This is a genomic window from Rhodothermales bacterium, from assembly GCA_041391505.1.
In the GTDB taxonomy this organism is placed as follows: domain Bacteria; phylum Bacteroidota; class Rhodothermia; order Rhodothermales; family JAHQVL01; genus JAWKNW01.
In genome coordinates this window covers 94,939-109,237 of sequence record JAWKNW010000008.1, presented here as the reverse complement: position 1 = coordinate 109,237, position 14,299 = coordinate 94,939, and the positions used below count along the sequence as shown (strand labels likewise).

10 protein-coding genes are annotated in these 14,299 nt (G+C 63.4%); 7 read left to right on the top strand and 3 right to left on the bottom strand.

All coding sequences use genetic code 11. The annotated features are described in order from the left end of the window. Positions 1–99 precede the first annotated feature (99 nt). The 3 genes from R2834_10190 to R2834_10180 all read left to right on the top strand — a co-directional run bounded on the left by R2834_10190 (position 100) and on the right by R2834_10180 (position 2,388). The gene (locus R2834_10190; protein ID MEZ4700687.1) at positions 100–930 is read left to right on the top strand and encodes a mechanosensitive ion channel family protein; all 831 of its coding nucleotides are present in this window, start codon (positions 100–102) and stop codon (positions 928–930) included. A gap of 174 nt (positions 931–1,104) precedes the next feature. Further along, on the top strand, positions 1,105–1,962 hold the full coding sequence (locus R2834_10185) for a DUF3078 domain-containing protein (GenBank protein MEZ4700686.1): 858 nt from the start codon (positions 1,105–1,107) through the stop codon (positions 1,960–1,962). 219 nt (positions 1,963–2,181) lie between these two features. Beyond that, complete coding sequence (locus R2834_10180; protein ID MEZ4700685.1) at positions 2,182–2,388, top strand: hypothetical protein; 207 nt, start codon at positions 2,182–2,184, stop codon at positions 2,386–2,388. Between the two features lie 12 nt (positions 2,389–2,400). Here R2834_10180 and R2834_10175 read toward each other — a convergent pair whose 3' ends face one another. From R2834_10175 to R2834_10165, 3 genes are all read right to left on the bottom strand, one after another. Further along, positions 2,401–3,840: a sigma-54 dependent transcriptional regulator gene (locus R2834_10175; protein ID MEZ4700684.1), complete on the bottom strand. Its 1,440-nt coding sequence runs from the start codon at positions 3,838–3,840 to the stop codon at positions 2,401–2,403. Between the two features lie 43 nt (positions 3,841–3,883). Further along, positions 3,884–5,002 (bottom strand): HAMP domain-containing sensor histidine kinase, encoded by a 1,119-nt coding sequence (locus R2834_10170; protein MEZ4700683.1) that lies wholly within the window; start codon positions 5,000–5,002, stop codon positions 3,884–3,886. A gap of 63 nt (positions 5,003–5,065) precedes the next feature. Beyond that, positions 5,066–5,599 carry a Rab family GTPase gene (locus tag R2834_10165; protein ID MEZ4700682.1) on the bottom strand — a complete coding sequence of 178 codons (534 nt, stop codon included), beginning with the start codon at positions 5,597–5,599 and terminating at the stop codon, positions 5,066–5,068. A 363-nt stretch (positions 5,600–5,962) separates the two neighbouring features. Between R2834_10165 and R2834_10160 the strand changes: the two genes are divergently transcribed. The 4 genes from R2834_10160 (at position 5,963) to R2834_10145 (ending at position 14,294) form a co-directional block, all read left to right on the top strand. Next, positions 5,963–6,532, top strand: coding sequence for a hypothetical protein (locus tag R2834_10160; protein MEZ4700681.1), 570 nt, complete (start codon positions 5,963–5,965; stop codon positions 6,530–6,532). A 35-nt stretch (positions 6,533–6,567) separates the two neighbouring features. Then, positions 6,568–8,310 carry a hypothetical protein gene (locus tag R2834_10155; GenBank protein MEZ4700680.1) on the top strand — a complete coding sequence of 581 codons (1,743 nt, stop codon included), beginning with the start codon at positions 6,568–6,570 and terminating at the stop codon, positions 8,308–8,310. 869 nt (positions 8,311–9,179) lie between these two features. After that, a complete protein-coding gene (galE, locus tag R2834_10150) occupies positions 9,180–10,154 on the top strand; it encodes a UDP-glucose 4-epimerase GalE (GenBank protein MEZ4700679.1) in 975 nt (324 codons plus the stop codon). Positions 10,155–10,799: 645 nt separating this feature from the next. Continuing rightward, a complete protein-coding gene (locus R2834_10145; GenBank protein ID MEZ4700678.1) occupies positions 10,800–14,294 on the top strand; it encodes a TonB-dependent receptor in 3,495 nt (1,164 codons plus the stop codon). The last annotated feature ends 5 nt before the right edge of the window (positions 14,295–14,299 follow it).

Below are 14,299 nucleotides of genomic sequence, written 5' to 3'. Positions count from 1 at the left end.
GAGGCCCCAAATGAGGTCATTTAGCGAGTTTTCTGTACATTGGAACCGCATTTGAATCGATCGCAGCCTCTACCCATCCTTACAGACATACCAGCCATCATGGATTCAGTCTCCCCCGATACGATTACCCAGTTCCTGATCGACTACGGCATCCCGGCCGTCAAAGCGCTCGTGCTCGTCGTCCTCGCCTTCCTGCTCGCGGGCTGGGCAAAGAGCATGAGCTTCAAGGCGCTCCAGAAGACCCGCCTCGATGCGACGCTGACCAAATTCTTCTCGAACATCATTCGCTACGTCATTCTCGTCGTCGCGCTGGTCGGTTGCCTGGGCTATTTTGGCATCCAGACCGCCAGCTTCGCCGCGATCCTGGCGGCAGGCGGCTTCGCGGTGGGCATGGCGATGCAGGGCACGCTGTCCAATTTCGCCGCCGGCGTCATGCTGCTCGTCTTCCGCCCGTTCAAGGTGGGCGACGTCGTCCAGATCAATGGCGTCACGGGCAAGGTGTTCGAGATCGAGCTGTTCACGACGCAGCTCGACACGCCGGACAACCGCCGCATCATCGTCCCGAACGGCTCGATTTTCGGGTCGACGATCGAAAACATCACCTTCCACGAAAGCCGCCGCGTCGATGTCTCCGTGGGGACCGACTATGCCGCCGATCTCAAGCAGACGCGCGTGACGCTCGAAGCCGCGGCCTCGGCCGTCGAAGGCCGGCTCGCGGATAAAAACGTGCAGGTCTATCTGTCCGCGCTCGGTGCTTCGAGCATCGACTGGGAGGTTCGGATCTGGTGCGCCACCCCGGATTATTTTGATGTGCGCGACCGGCTCACGCTGGCCGTGAAGGAGGGACTCGATGCCGCCGGCATCGGGATTCCGTTTCCGCAACAGGATGTCCACATCGATGGGCACGTCACCAGCGCGGTCGCCGGCTAACCAATCCACGCTCCCGTCCGGTCGCCGCGCGCGGCCGGACCGTATGCGTGAAAAAAGAGCGAAGCAGGGCTCCTTGTTTCGCATCGCTACGTTTCACGGCCGTCGACCCGCATTTCATCCACACAGGAGTTTATGTACATGAATTACCAGCTACGTATGCGGCGCTTTCGCGCCATGTCTACTTCGCTCTTGATGTTCGCGCTGGTCGTCATGGCCGGCGCCTTCCAGACCGCCACCGCACAGGAAGCCGAAGTCGATACCACCGGATGGCGGAACAGCGTGATCGCCAGCCTCGCCGGCAGCCAGGCTTCGTACCGCAACTGGAGCGAAGGCGGTCTCAACTCGGTCGCGTTCACCTCCGGCCTGCTCGGCGAGCAGCTCAAGCACACCGAGCACTGGCTCCGCAAGCGCAAGCTTCGCCTGGCCTTCGGCCTGCTGAAGCAGGACACGCTCGACGTCCGCAAGGCGGACGACATCATCCACCTCGAATCGTCGGCCCAGTACCAGGGCGAGCGGGTGTGGAGCGTCCTGAACCCCATCCTCGCGTTCTCCTTCCGCAGCCAGATGGCCGAGGGGTTCGATTACGGCACCACCCCGTCGCCGCGCGTCTCGGCGTTCCTCGCGCCGGCTACGTCCACGCAGACCATCGGTCTGGCGTATCAGCCGGTGGACTGGTTCTCGCAGCGTTTTGGCTTCGCGGCCAAGGAAACGATCGTCACCATCGAGGAGCTGCGTGAATCGTACGGCAACGCCGCCGATGAGACGTTGCGCCTGGAAGGGGGCTTCGACTTTCTGTCGCAGCTCGACAAACAGCTCGTCGAAAACGTGGTTCTGAAGTCGTCGCTGGGTGTGTTTCTGGGATTCTCGGCGCTCGACAAGCCGGACGTCCGCTGGGAGAATCTCGTCTCCATGAAGGTGAACAGCTGGCTTTCCGTGAACTTCGAGTTCGTCACATTCTACGACCTCGACATCAGCGACAAGGCGCAGTTCAAGCAGGTGCTGTCCACCGGCGTTTCGTTCTCGCTGTTGTAAATCGGCCCCGCCGAGCGCCGTTTGTGGCTTCGTTTCCCGTGCCGCAGTCGGGCAGTTTCGCACTGTCTGATTGCGGCACGGTCATTTTGCAGAATGCAACAGCGGGCAGGTATCGGAGCGCGTTTTCGGGGCGTTGCCGGCGTGTGGCATACCGCTTGTAGGCATGGGCGTATCCTTGACCCGGCCACGGCGCCGGGGACGCCATTCGCGCATGCCGCTATGATCTATCTGACCGCGCAACTCCTGCTTTTCCTTCTCCTTGCCGCCTTGCTCGGTTTCGCCATCGGCTGGATGGCCCGCGGGGCCTTCGCCATCGCGACGCGCATACAGCATCTCCCGGCGGCGTTTCTGGCCGACCGGCCGTTCTCCAGTTCCCTGCGGGCCGCGCCCGAGGACGAGGGGGATGGCGGCCAGGGGAGCCGTTAGGCGCGAGCCGGCTCAGAGCGTGATCTCGTTGCCTTCCTGCTTGTATTTCTCCATCAGGCGGTAGATCGTCGAACGGGTGACGCCGAGGCGGATCGACGTCTGGTCGATGTTGCCCTTGCAGAGTCGGTAGGCGTGTTCGATGGCGAGGCGCTTCAGGTCTTCGAGAGGCAGGATGGCCTCCGGCGCGTCGACGCGCAGCAGGGCGTCGGCCGGGGAGGAGGCGCCGGCGCGCGGCGCCACCGGCGGCGTCCCCGAAGGCCGCGCGGCCTGCCGGGGGGCCGGCAGCTGGTCGAGCATCAGGTCTGCCGGTTCGATGCCGGGGGAGTCGGAGACGAGCAGCGCCCGCTCGACGGCATTTTTGAGCTGGCGCACGTTGCCGGGCCAGTCGTGCGCCAGGATGAGCCGGCGGGTGGCCGGCGTGAATTCGCGCGCCTCCACATCCCGGTGCGCCGAGAGGAAGGCTTTCCGGAAATGCTCCGCCAGGAGCAGGGCGTCCTGGTCGCGCTCGCGGAGCGGAGGGAGATGGACCGGGAACTGGAAGAGCCGGTAGTACAGGTCCTCGCGAAACGAACCGTCCTGCGTCATCGCGACGATATCCCGGTTGGTGGCGCAGATGACACGCACATCCACCCGGATCGTCTCGTTTCCGCCGACGCGCTGCACTTCCTGATTTTGCAGGACCCGGAGGAGTTTGGCCTGGAGGCTGAGGTTCAACTCACCGATCTCGTCCAGAAAGATCGTGCCCCGGTTGGCCTGTTCGAATTTACCCATCTTGCGCGTGTAGGCCCCGGTGAACGACCCCTTCTCGTGCCCGAAGAACTCGCTCTCCATCAGCTCGTTCGGGATCGCGGCGCAGTTGACGATGACGAACGGCTCCCGCCGGCGCGGCGAATTGTAGTGGATGGCCTGGGCGGCCAGCTCTTTCCCGGTGCCGCTTTCGCCCACGACGGCCACGGTCAGATTCCCCTTCAGCGTTTTCCGGAGGATCTTCAGCACGCGCGCCATGGCGGCGCTCTCGCCGATCAGGCCCTGCATGCCGTGCGGCGTCGCGAGTTCTTCCCGGAGGGACTCGACCTCCGCCGAAAGCTGGAGGCGGTCGGCGATGTTCCGGGCGATGGATTCGATCTTGACCGTGTCGTCCACCCCCTTGGTCACATAGTCGTAGGCGCCGAGCCGCAGCGCTTCGAGGGCGACATTGACCGAGGTTTGCGACGACACCACGACGATGGGGAGTTGGGGATGCTCGGCATGCATCTGGCGCAGCGTCTCGAGCCCGCCCTGGCCCGGCATCACCAGGTCCAGAAAGATCAGGTCGGGCAGGGGGTCGAGGGCGTCCAGCGCGGCCTCGCCGGTTTCGAAGACTTCGATCAGCGTGTCGAGCTTTTTGAGCTGGAAACGAAGGAGCGACGCGTAGTCGGGGTCGTCGTCGACGATGAAAATGCGAAGAGCCATGACAGGGTAGGATTGTGGCGGGCGTGTCGGGTGAGGCGCGGCGTCAGGGCGCCGGGTGCTCGCGAACGGGCCGCGGCAGACGGAACCAGAAACACGCCCCGCCCTCGGGGGCCGGGCGATAACCGACCGTGCCGCCCCACTGCTCGACCGTGATGCGGCAGAAGTACAGCCCCAGGCCGGCTTGCCCGGGGCGATCGTCGCCCTGGGTAAAGCGATGGAACAGCGAAGGGACCAGGGCTTCCGGCACGCCGGGCCCCTGATCTTCCACCGACGCGTGAATATACGCATCTTCCGCATGGAGCCGAATGGTGATGGTTTCGCCTTCCGTCGCGTAGCGCAGGGCGTTGGCGACGAGGTTGAAGAAGACGCGCTCCAGCCGCTCCGCCTCGCCGGCGACCCGCCAGTCCGCCGCTCCGTCGCCGGCGTCGACCACGAGGTGAACGCCCCGCAGCGCGGACGTGGCCGACATCGAGGCCACGACATGGCGGGCGCACCGATCCATCTCGGGCGCCACCTCCGCGCCGACGAGCGACGGCATCAGCTGGCGCGCCTCCACCGAAAAGGTTTGCAGGATGCTGCGGATCGAGCGCTGCATCTTCTCCGTCTGGTTCAGGCTGATGCGGAGCAGCTCGAAGCCGTCCGGCTGGACCATCGCCTCCTGTTCCGGCAGCGTGAGGCTGCCCCGGATGCCGGCGAGCGGATTGGACAGGTCGTGCACGATGCAGTGGAGCAGGATCTCGCGTTTATTGATCTCGTCCAGCAGGTGCTCGTATTCGAGGCGCTGCTCCCGCGCCTGCTGGAAGATGCCCCACGTTTGTTGCTGGGGCGGGATGCGGATGAGGAGGAGCGGCCGGTCTTCGATGGTGCGGGCGGTGGCTTCGAGGAGGATGTCGGCGCCGTCCGGGCCGGTTTCCGTCCACACGCCGGAGTTCAGGGGATCGGCGGCGCCTCCCGCCCAGTGCGCAACGGCGCGGTCGATAAAGTCGTCGAGAAAGAGGAAATGCTCACCGGGGAGGAGGCGCTCCCGGTCGTCGCCGGCGGCGGGCCAGAGGGCGCGCATCCAGGCGGGCGTTTCGCTCATCCACGTGAACGCGCGGTCGCCGGCGTGTTCGAGCACGGCGATATCGAGATCGGATAACAAACGGGAAAGGACGGCGCTCATGGCATCGAGGCACTTCGGGCGTTGCAGGAATGGAGGCGAAGGGATGTGGAGGGCCATCGGGCGTCATTCCACGAGGCGACGCGCCAGGGCGATGAAGGCTTCGTCAACACCTGTGCCCGTTTTGGCGCTGGTCTCGACGCAGATCCAGCCCGAGGCGCGGAGGGCGTCGAGGTCTTCCTGCCGGCGATCCCAGTGGCCCGGAAGGTCGATCTTGTTCACGATCAGGATGAACGGGAGGGGGCCGACGGTTTGCTCCACCTTCTGGCGCAGGGCGTGCGCCGCCTCGAGCGTGGCGGGTCGCGTCTGATCCACCACCAGGAAATAGCCGGCGGATCCGCGCACATATTCCATCGAAAGCGACTGAAACCGGTCTTCTCCATTCAAATCCCACACGAGCAGGTCCATCCGGACGTCATCGATCGCCAGGGACTTTTTGTCCACCTTGGCGCCCATGGTGGTCAGGTACTTGTCCGAGAAGATCCCCTTCACGAATCGGCGCACCAGACTGGTTTTGCCCACGGCGAACGTGCCGAGCATGCAGATCTTGCGCTTGATCGTACGGGAGGGGTCCGAGGCAGGCTGTGGGTCCGGATTCACGCAGGCGAACGAATTCTTGCGAGCAGCGACGGGTGGTGAGGGCCTTCAGTGTAGCATTCTGCAACCGGAAAGTAAACGGGCGATCCGATAGTTCGCCACGCAGCGGGTTCGGTTCGGAACGAGGGGGTGGGTAAGGTTCCGGGCGGGCCGGCGCCGTCCCCGCCGGGGGCGCATCGCACCGAACAGTAGCGCGCTTGTCCCAGAATGCGTTATTTTGGAACGAGCAAGCGCACCGCTTCCGATCGGTGTGCAGCCGGCCTCTCCGGTTTGCGGGGGCACGGGCTGCCGTGGCGTGTGCGTGCGCCACCGGTATTGCTCTGTGTACTCATCACGATTCAACGCGTAAACGGCATTTCTCTTTACATGGCAACCAAAGCAAAACAACCCGACGAGCCGGCCGCGCCGCGCGCGGTCGAGGACGGAGGCATGGGTGAACTCGAAAAGGTTCGCAGTATCCTTTTCGGCGAACAGATCCGCGCCTATGAGTCGCGGCTGGCGCAGGTGGAGGGCGTCTTGAACGGCCGGATCGATGCCTTGCGCGGCGACATGATGGAGCGGTTCGACGCCATGGAGGCGTCGATCAAGGCGCTGGCCGGCCGCCTGGAGGAACGCCTGGATGGCGAAGGGGCGCAGCGCGCCGGCAGCGACGCGGAGCGCCGGGCGGAAATCGCCGAAGTCGGCAACCGGCTGCAGGCCGCGGAGGAGACGCTCGGCCAGCGGCTCGACGCCGTCGCGCAGGAGCATCGCGAGGCGCTCAAGGCGAGGGCCGACGCGCTCATGGACACGCTGACGGCGAGGGTCAACGAACTCTCGCATAACCTGCAGCACACCCACACCCAGCTCGACGCGAACAAGATCGACCGCGTGCAGCTGGCCGCCTTCATGAATCAGCTGGCCGATCAGCTCAAGGGCGGCGCGGCGGACGGCGCCTGACGCCGGCCGGTCGCGGATTCCCAACGGAACGCATGATGCACGATCCAACATCGTCGCCATCCCCGGACCGGCCCGAGCCGGAGGCCGACGTGTCGCCGGAAATGGAGGAACTCCGGCGGTTGCTCTTCGGGGAGGAAGTCGAGCAGGTCGAACGGCTGGAACAGCGGGTGGATCGGGTAGCCGCCATGGAGGAGGAGGGCCAGGTTCCGGCCCTCAGCCGAACGCTGCCGGATGCGATCGCGATGCACGGGGAGGATTCGCGCGTGCTCGCCAACGCGCTCGGCCCCACGATCGAAAAGACGATCCATATTTCGATCCGCCGGAACCCCAAGCCGTTTGTCGACGCGCTGTTTCCCATCATCGGGCCGGCCATTCGGCGAAGCATCGCCGAGGCGCTCCGGTCCATGGTCGAAACGATCAACCGGGCGCTGGAGCATAGCCTGTCGGTGCGTAGCCTGCAGTGGCGCTTCGAAGCGATGCGCACGGGCCGGCCGTTCTCCGAAGTGGTGATCAGCCACACCCTCGCCTACAAGGTGGAGCATCTCTTCCTCATCGAGCGGAGCAGCGGGTTGCCGATCCAGCATGTCGCCTCCGACACGGCGCAGGAGCTGGATACCGACGTCATCTCCGGGATGATGAGCGCCGTGCAGGATTTCATGCGCGAGTCGTTCGGCGCCTCGCGCGAGCAGAATCTCAACCGCGTCGAGATCGGCGACCTGACGTTGTTGATCGAGCCGGGGCCCAAAGCCGTGCTCGCCGCCGTCGTGCGCGGCGTGCTCACCCGCGAGTTGCGTGAGCGCCTCCAGGATGTGATCGAAATGATCCATCTTCAGTATGGCCATTCCTTCACCGGCTATTCGGGCGATATGGCGGCGTTCGACCATGTCCGGCCGCTGCTCCAGGCCGGCCTGCACATGGAGATGCGCCCGCAGGCGACCGGCAACGGCAAATGGATCTGGGTGGCGCTGGGCGTCTTTTTCCTCGGCAGCGCGATCTGGCTGGCGTGGGGCGTGCTGCAATACCAGCGGTTCCATCGGTACGTCGATACCCTGCGCGCCGCGCCGGGCATCACCGTGGTGGACGCCGGCCGGCAAGGCGGCGTCTGGTACGTCGACGGGTTGCGCGACCCCTATGCAACGCTGCCCGACCGGCAGGACTTCGAGCCCGACAGCATCCGGTACGCCTGGGAGCCGTACATCGCGCTCGATCCGGACATCGTGGTCCGGCGCCTGGCCGCGCAGTGGGAAGCTCCGGGCAGCGTCCGGCTCCGGATGGTGGAGGACAGCCTGATCGCTGCCGGCACGGCGCCGGCAACCTGGATCCAGCGTGCGCGCCAGCGCGCCGGCCTGACGCCCGGCGTCCGCATATACGATGACAGCGCGCTGCAGCCGACGGACGAAGCGACGACGGAGGCGCTCGTCGAGCGGATCGAGGCGACGATCCTGCTCTTCGAAAACGGCAGTACGGAACTGCGTCCCGGGCAAGAGGGGCTGCTGGCCGATCTGGCGGCCTCCATGCTGATGCTCGAACGTCGCTTCGCCGCGACGGCGGAGCCCCGGGCGATCTGGCTATCCGGTCATGCCAGCACCGACGGCTCGCCCGAGCTGAATGCGCGGCTCCGCACGATGCGGACGCGCATGATTCGCGACCGACTGATCGACAGCGGGGTGCCGGCAGGCCTGCTGCAGACCGAGGAGGGCGGCACCCTGGCCCGCAGCGGACAGGACACCTCTTTTTTGAATCGCAGCGTCACGTTCCGGGTAGGGCTCGCGCCTTGAATCAGGGACCGTTGCATCTTGTGTGGCATAATCAGACAGAGCCCCCGATGGCACCCGTTCGCTCGGCGCACCGCGAAATAATATAGAGCCGGTCAACCGGGCTAAATACGCCTTAAATGCATAATTATAGCTTGTAATTACAAGTGATCATGCGGTATTATGAGTCCTAATGCGAAGCGCCGATGAATTGGCATGGACTTCGTAAACGATGCCATCAGACGCACGGGGAAACAGACGGAGTGCCCCGGGCGAGTTCTTCACCAGGATTGAAGAAGGTTACGCGCCGAAGCTGATGCGAAGTGTTGCCGGCGAACGCGCCAACCTGTCGGTTGTGCAGTTGAACGATCAACTGTAATCCAAGAACTAGGGATGGAGTTTATCCCTAGAGGGGAGAGGGGCCGTACCTTAGTGGGTCGGGTGCGGTCCCTTCTCCTTGCTCTTGGACATTTTTCCCATCAGAGAGGGGGTCTTGTCTTAGTGGGTCGGACGGGATCCTCTCTCCGGGAAATTTTCCCCCTAAAGGGAACGTGCCTCAGTGGGTCGGGCGCGTTCCCTTTTTTTTATGCGCTCTTTTTTGCTCCCGAGGCCCGGCGGAGGCGCATTCGGGGCGCGTGCGAGGACGTTTCAGAATTCCTGCCGTCCATGCTGTTCGTTTGGCCGGTAAGTGCTACTTTCGGGAGAGCCACCCACCCGGATATCCTGCACTTAACGACGGGCCGCATGCACGTGCCTCCCTATGCCGATCCATACGCTCCGATGCCGGATGCGGGATGCGCTCGTTCAGCCGCATCGCGCATATCCGGCATCGTGCTTTGGAGGGTCGGGGCGCCGCGGTGCATCGGACCCCTCACCGACCTGCAACGCAACGCATGAATGTTTTTGTATCTGGTGGCGCCGGCTTCATCGGGAGCGCGACCGTTCAGCACCTCATAGAAAAAGGACATCGCGTCCTCGTATTCGACAATTTGAGCCAGGGGCACCGCGAGGCCGTCCACCCGGGCGCCGAACTCGTGGTGGGCGATCTGATGGACGTCCAGGCCGTCGAAGCGAGCATCGCCCGATTCCGCCCGGAAGCCGTGATGCATTTCGCCGCGTATTCCCTCGTCGGCGAGTCGATGCAGCGGCCGACCAAATACCTGCGGGACAACGTCACGGCCGGCCTCAATCTGATGGAATCGGCGGCGGCGCACGGCGTATCCCGCTTTATCCTCTCCTCCACGGCCAACCTGTTCGGCGTCCCCGAGCGGATGCCGATCGACGAGGAGACCCCGATCGCTCCCGGGAGTCCGTACGGGGAATCGAAGGGGTACCTGGAGCGGGCGCTGCACTGGATGGAAACCTGCACGGGCATGCGCTATGCCTGCTTGCGGTATTTCAACGCATGCGGCGCCGTTTCGCCGGACCTCGGCGAGGACCATGCGCCGGAGACGCATCTGATCCCCCTGGTGCTCCAGGTTGCGCTCGGGCAACGCGAGAAGATCATGGTGTTCGGGGATGATTACGACACGGAGGACGGGACGTGCGTGCGCGATTATATCCATGTGATCGATCTCGCGCAGGCGCATGTGCTCGCGCTGGAGGCGATCGGCTCGGAGAGCCGCACCTACAACCTGGGCAACGGCAAGGGCTTCAGCGTGATGGATGTCATCGACACGGCCCGGGCGGTGACCGGTCATCCCATCCCGGTGGAGATCGGGCCGCGCCGGCCGGGCGATCCGGCCTGTCTGATCGCCGGCAGCGACCGCATCCGCGAGGAACTGGGCTGGCAGCCGCGGTTCGTGGAACTGGCGCCGATCATCGAAAGCGCGTGGGCCTGGCACCGGGCGCATCCCGAAGGTTTTTAGCCATTCGCCCACTTCAACCGACCCTCCGCGTCACGAGCCGATCGCGTGCGGTCCATCGGCGAATCTCAGCCGTCTGGATACTGATTTTGTCAGTTCGGGCCTCCAATCGGATGAATGTTAGGTTAAAATGCCTATTTACGAGCGTGGTGTTCCGCCAGGTGGAAGAGGCTCGGAAGAGCTTTTCTTTGAAATGAAGGGGTTTTAACAGCCATATCGCCGGATATGACCGCCTTAGAAGCTAAGGCAGTTTTTTGTCCACGTATTGTAAATACAGGTAGGGCATAATATTATAAGGCTGTTAAAAAACGACTCGCCACCAACGAGAATCTCCTTTTTTGCGCTGTTTGACGCTGCACGACGCTACCTTTTCGAAAGGGTCGAGAACCGCGTTCCAGTCCCACAGGGACCTGCCCCGAGCCGCGTTCCGGTCGGTAGCATCCAGCAGTCGAGAGGAGTCACCACTCGTTTACAGTCATCGGAAGAAACATACGATGCGCAGTGTACTGCGCCATGGTTTTGGAGCTGTCGTCGCCGTCCCTGTCTCAGGGTTTTAGCCTCAGTACAAGCGCGTAGGCATCCGGGAGCCGTCGATTGTTGATCGGCGATCCGGGGGGTTACGCTCTTACCTGTTATAGGCCACTGAGGATGAGGTGGCGACCTGCTCGCAAGACACAGAAAATCCTAGAACCACAGTACAAACATATGGTGGAGAACATGCTACGAAAAAAGTGTGCGCTTCTGCTCCTCATGCTTATGGTGCCTGTGCTCGCGTTTGCACAGAACACAGGTAAGCTGTCGGGACGGGTATTGGATACCTCGACCGGCGAGGGGTTGCCAGGCGCCAGTGTTGTCGTCCTCGATCTGAATCTGGGCGTGGCAACAGACGTTGACGGGTACTACGTCATCGTCGGTGTGCCGGTAGGCACGTACGACGTCCAGGTATCGTTCGTCGGTTATCCGTCGCAAACGGTGCAGGGCGTGGAAGTGAACGCCGGCTACACGCGCGAACTCAACTTCGACATGCAGCCGGGCGTCGAGCTCGACGAAATCGTCGTCGAGTACGAGCGTCCGCTGATCCAGAAGGACGCCGTGGGCGTGCCGAAGATCGTTTCGTCGGAAGAGATCCAGTCTCTGCCGGTTCGCGGCCCTGAAGAGCTGGCCAAGATCCAGGCCGGCGTCGTCGCGAAGGAAGGTACGGACGAACTCTTCATCCGCGGCGGTCGTAGCGGTGAAGTCACGTTCTACATCGATGGTGTCAAGGTGCAGGGCTCGACGGGGCTTCCCCAGTCGGCGATCCAGCAGCAGGAAATGCTCATCGGTAACATCAACGCGCGCTACGGCGACGTGATGTCGGGCGTTATCAACATCACGACGAAATCGGGCTCCAACAAGCTGTTCGGCTCGCTGGAAGCGATCACGTCGCAGTCGCTTGACGCGTTCGGTTACAACCTCGTTTCCGGCACCGTGGGCGGCCCGCTGATCAAGAACAAGCTCAGCTTCTTCCTCTCGGGTGAATACCTCGATCAGGCGGACAGCAACCCGAGCTACTTCGGCATGCTGCGCCTGAACGATTCGAAACTGCAGGATCTGCAGGGCGCTCCGCAGGCCTTCCGTGGCCGCGACGCCGACGGCAATGCCGTTTATATGCCGATCCCCGCCGGCCTCGCCGACGGCGCCAGCCTCATCGTAGACGACGCGGGGCTCCCGGTCATCTCGAACGGCGCGGTTTCGTTCAGCGACGGCACGACGGTCGCCGTACCGTCGGGCATCGACGCCTCGACCATCGGCCTGACCCCTGTGGAACGGGCTGAACTGCTGACGGCGGACGATTTCAGCATCAAAAATGACAAGCTCTCCGCCACCGCGCAGAACCTGTCCGGTACGGGTAACCTGACCTGGAATATCCTCCAGAACGCGCGTCTCCGTGTCGGCGGCCGCGTGAACGTCGGTCAGTTCGACTCGATCAACCGCGAGCTCGACGCGCTGTTTGCGCCGGAGTCGGCGCTGCGTCAGGATCGTTCGGACTATCAGGTGTTCGGTTCCTGGACGCAGTATGTGTCGAACACGACGTTCTTCCAGATCCAGGCGGACTACTCCGATCGCCACGTCGAAAACTACGATCCGCGCCTCGGCAATACCTTTGCCGATCTGATGGAGTACGGGAACATCGAAAACCCGATCTACTCGACACTGGCCGGCTACAAGAACACCTCGTTCGTCAACGAGACCCGCATCGACGATCACGGCACGCCGGACCCCGCCGACGACACCGAGTTCACGGTGCGCGTCCCGATGTATGACAATGCGTTCAACGACGGCGCCAACATTTCGGGCCGTACGGTGAGTGCACTCGTTTCGCCGGTTGGCGGCCGCTTCAACGGCTACTCGAAATCGCGCAACGAACAGTTCCGCATGACGGCGTCCGCTACGACGCAGCTCGGTCTGCATCAGCTCGAGTTCGGCGGTGAGTACGAGAAGCGGACGAACCGCGCCTGGTCGATCACCGCGCGTACCCTCGCCCGCTACGCGGCGGACGGAAATCCGGAGCAGGTAGCCGGCAACCCGGACCTGAATCCGGCCGGGTACAACAGCTACGATGAGATTCCGCTCTTCGTGTTGGACGATATCGTGACCTACAACGGCTACGACATCCGCGGTCAGAACGAAGTAGACACGGAGAACTTCTCGGCCTACCTGAGCCAGGATATCACCAAGCCGCTCGAAGACTATAACATCGCGCCCTACGAGCCGATCTACTACGGCGGGTATGTCCAGGACAAGATCGAGTTCAACGACATCGTGCTCAACCTCGGCGTTCGCGCCGACGTGTTCGACAACAACACGCGCGTACTGAAGGACCGCTTCTCGCGGCGCCCGATCTGCCGCGCCGGCGACCTCGGTCAGACGATCAACGGCGTGAGCTGCGGGGCTTCGACCACGTTGCCCGGCACGATCGGTAGCGACTACTCGGTCTTCTTCAGCGGCGACGACGTCGTGGGCTATCGCGACCTCAACGGCAACTTCTACGACGTACAGGGCCAGGCCATCAACGCCGGCGACATCCTCCTGAATGGCAACGTCCGCTCGACGGGCGCCCAGATTTCGGAGGACATGTTCACCGACTACGATCCGGTCTTCACCCTCATGCCGCGTATCGGCGTCAGCTTCCCGATCACCGACCAGGCGTTGTTCTTCGCCAGCTACGGTATCGTGTCGCAGCGTCCGTCGACGAACACGCTCGCCACGCTCGACGCACTTACGGGCACCGGCGGCATCAACAACACGGGCCTGAAGCCTGAAAAGACCACGAAGTACGAACTCGGCTTCCGTCAGCGTCTCGGCGACCGGTCGGCGTTCACGATCTCTGGTTTCTTCCATCAGATCGAGAACCTGATCCAGCAGCGCGAAATTCGCGGTGCCACGCCGAGCGTGTACACGAGCTACGAGAACGTGGACTTCGGTACGGTCAAGGGCGTCGAATTCGACTTCGACCTCCGCCGCACGGGCAACACGTCGGCTCGCATCAACTACACGTTGTCCTTCGCGGACGGCACGGGTTCGAGCAGCACGACCACCAGCACCATTACGTGGGTGGACGAAACGCCGCCGAACTTCATCAGCCCGCTGGACTTCGACCAGCGCCACAAACTCAACGTGTCGGTCGACTACCGTCTGGGTAAGGGCGAAGGTCCGATGCTCGGCGGTATCCACCCGCTCGAAAACTTCGGTATCAACGTGCTGGCTACCGTGGGTAGCGGCTTCCCGTACACCCCGGTTATCGAGCCCTTCAACCGCGCCGGTGCGGCGCGCGCCACGAACCCGAAAGGCGCCATCAACAGCGCCCGCATGCCGTGGAGCAGCCGTGTCGACCTTCGGATCGACCGCGCCTTCCTCATCGGCAAGGCCAACGTGAGCGCGTTCCTCTGGGTGCAGAATATCTTCGACCAGCGCAACGTGAACAACGTCTGGCGCTACACCGGCATCCCGGACGACGACGGGTTCCTGGCTTCGGAAGCAGGCGCTTCCTGGCTGGCCAGTGCTTCTCCGGTCGCAGAAACGTTGTATGCGCATAGCAACCGGCAGCTCGGGTTTGTGGGTCTTCCCCGCCTGACGCGCCTGGGTCTGCGTCTCAACTTCTAAAGCGA

Bases quoted from the DNA above. Each gene is read 5' to 3' on its own strand.
- R2834_10190 (MEZ4700687.1), top strand. From the start codon at position 100: ATGGATTCAGTCTCCCCCGATACGATTACCCAGTTCCTGATCGACTAC.
- galE (MEZ4700679.1), top strand. From the start codon at position 9,180: ATGAATGTTTTTGTATCTGGTGGCGCCGGCTTCATCGGGAGCGCGACC.
- R2834_10155 (MEZ4700680.1), top strand. From the start codon at position 6,568: ATGCACGATCCAACATCGTCGCCATCCCCGGACCGGCCCGAGCCGGAG.
- R2834_10160 (MEZ4700681.1), top strand. From the start codon at position 5,963: ATGGCAACCAAAGCAAAACAACCCGACGAGCCGGCCGCGCCGCGCGCG.
- R2834_10175 (MEZ4700684.1), bottom strand. From the start codon at position 3,840: ATGGCTCTTCGCATTTTCATCGTCGACGACGACCCCGACTACGCGTCG.
- R2834_10185 (MEZ4700686.1), top strand. From the start codon at position 1,105: ATGTCTACTTCGCTCTTGATGTTCGCGCTGGTCGTCATGGCCGGCGCC.
- R2834_10145 (MEZ4700678.1), top strand. From the start codon at position 10,800: ATGAGGTGGCGACCTGCTCGCAAGACACAGAAAATCCTAGAACCACAG.
- R2834_10180 (MEZ4700685.1), top strand. From the start codon at position 2,182: ATGATCTATCTGACCGCGCAACTCCTGCTTTTCCTTCTCCTTGCCGCC.
- R2834_10170 (MEZ4700683.1), bottom strand. From the start codon at position 5,002: ATGAGCGCCGTCCTTTCCCGTTTGTTATCCGATCTCGATATCGCCGTG.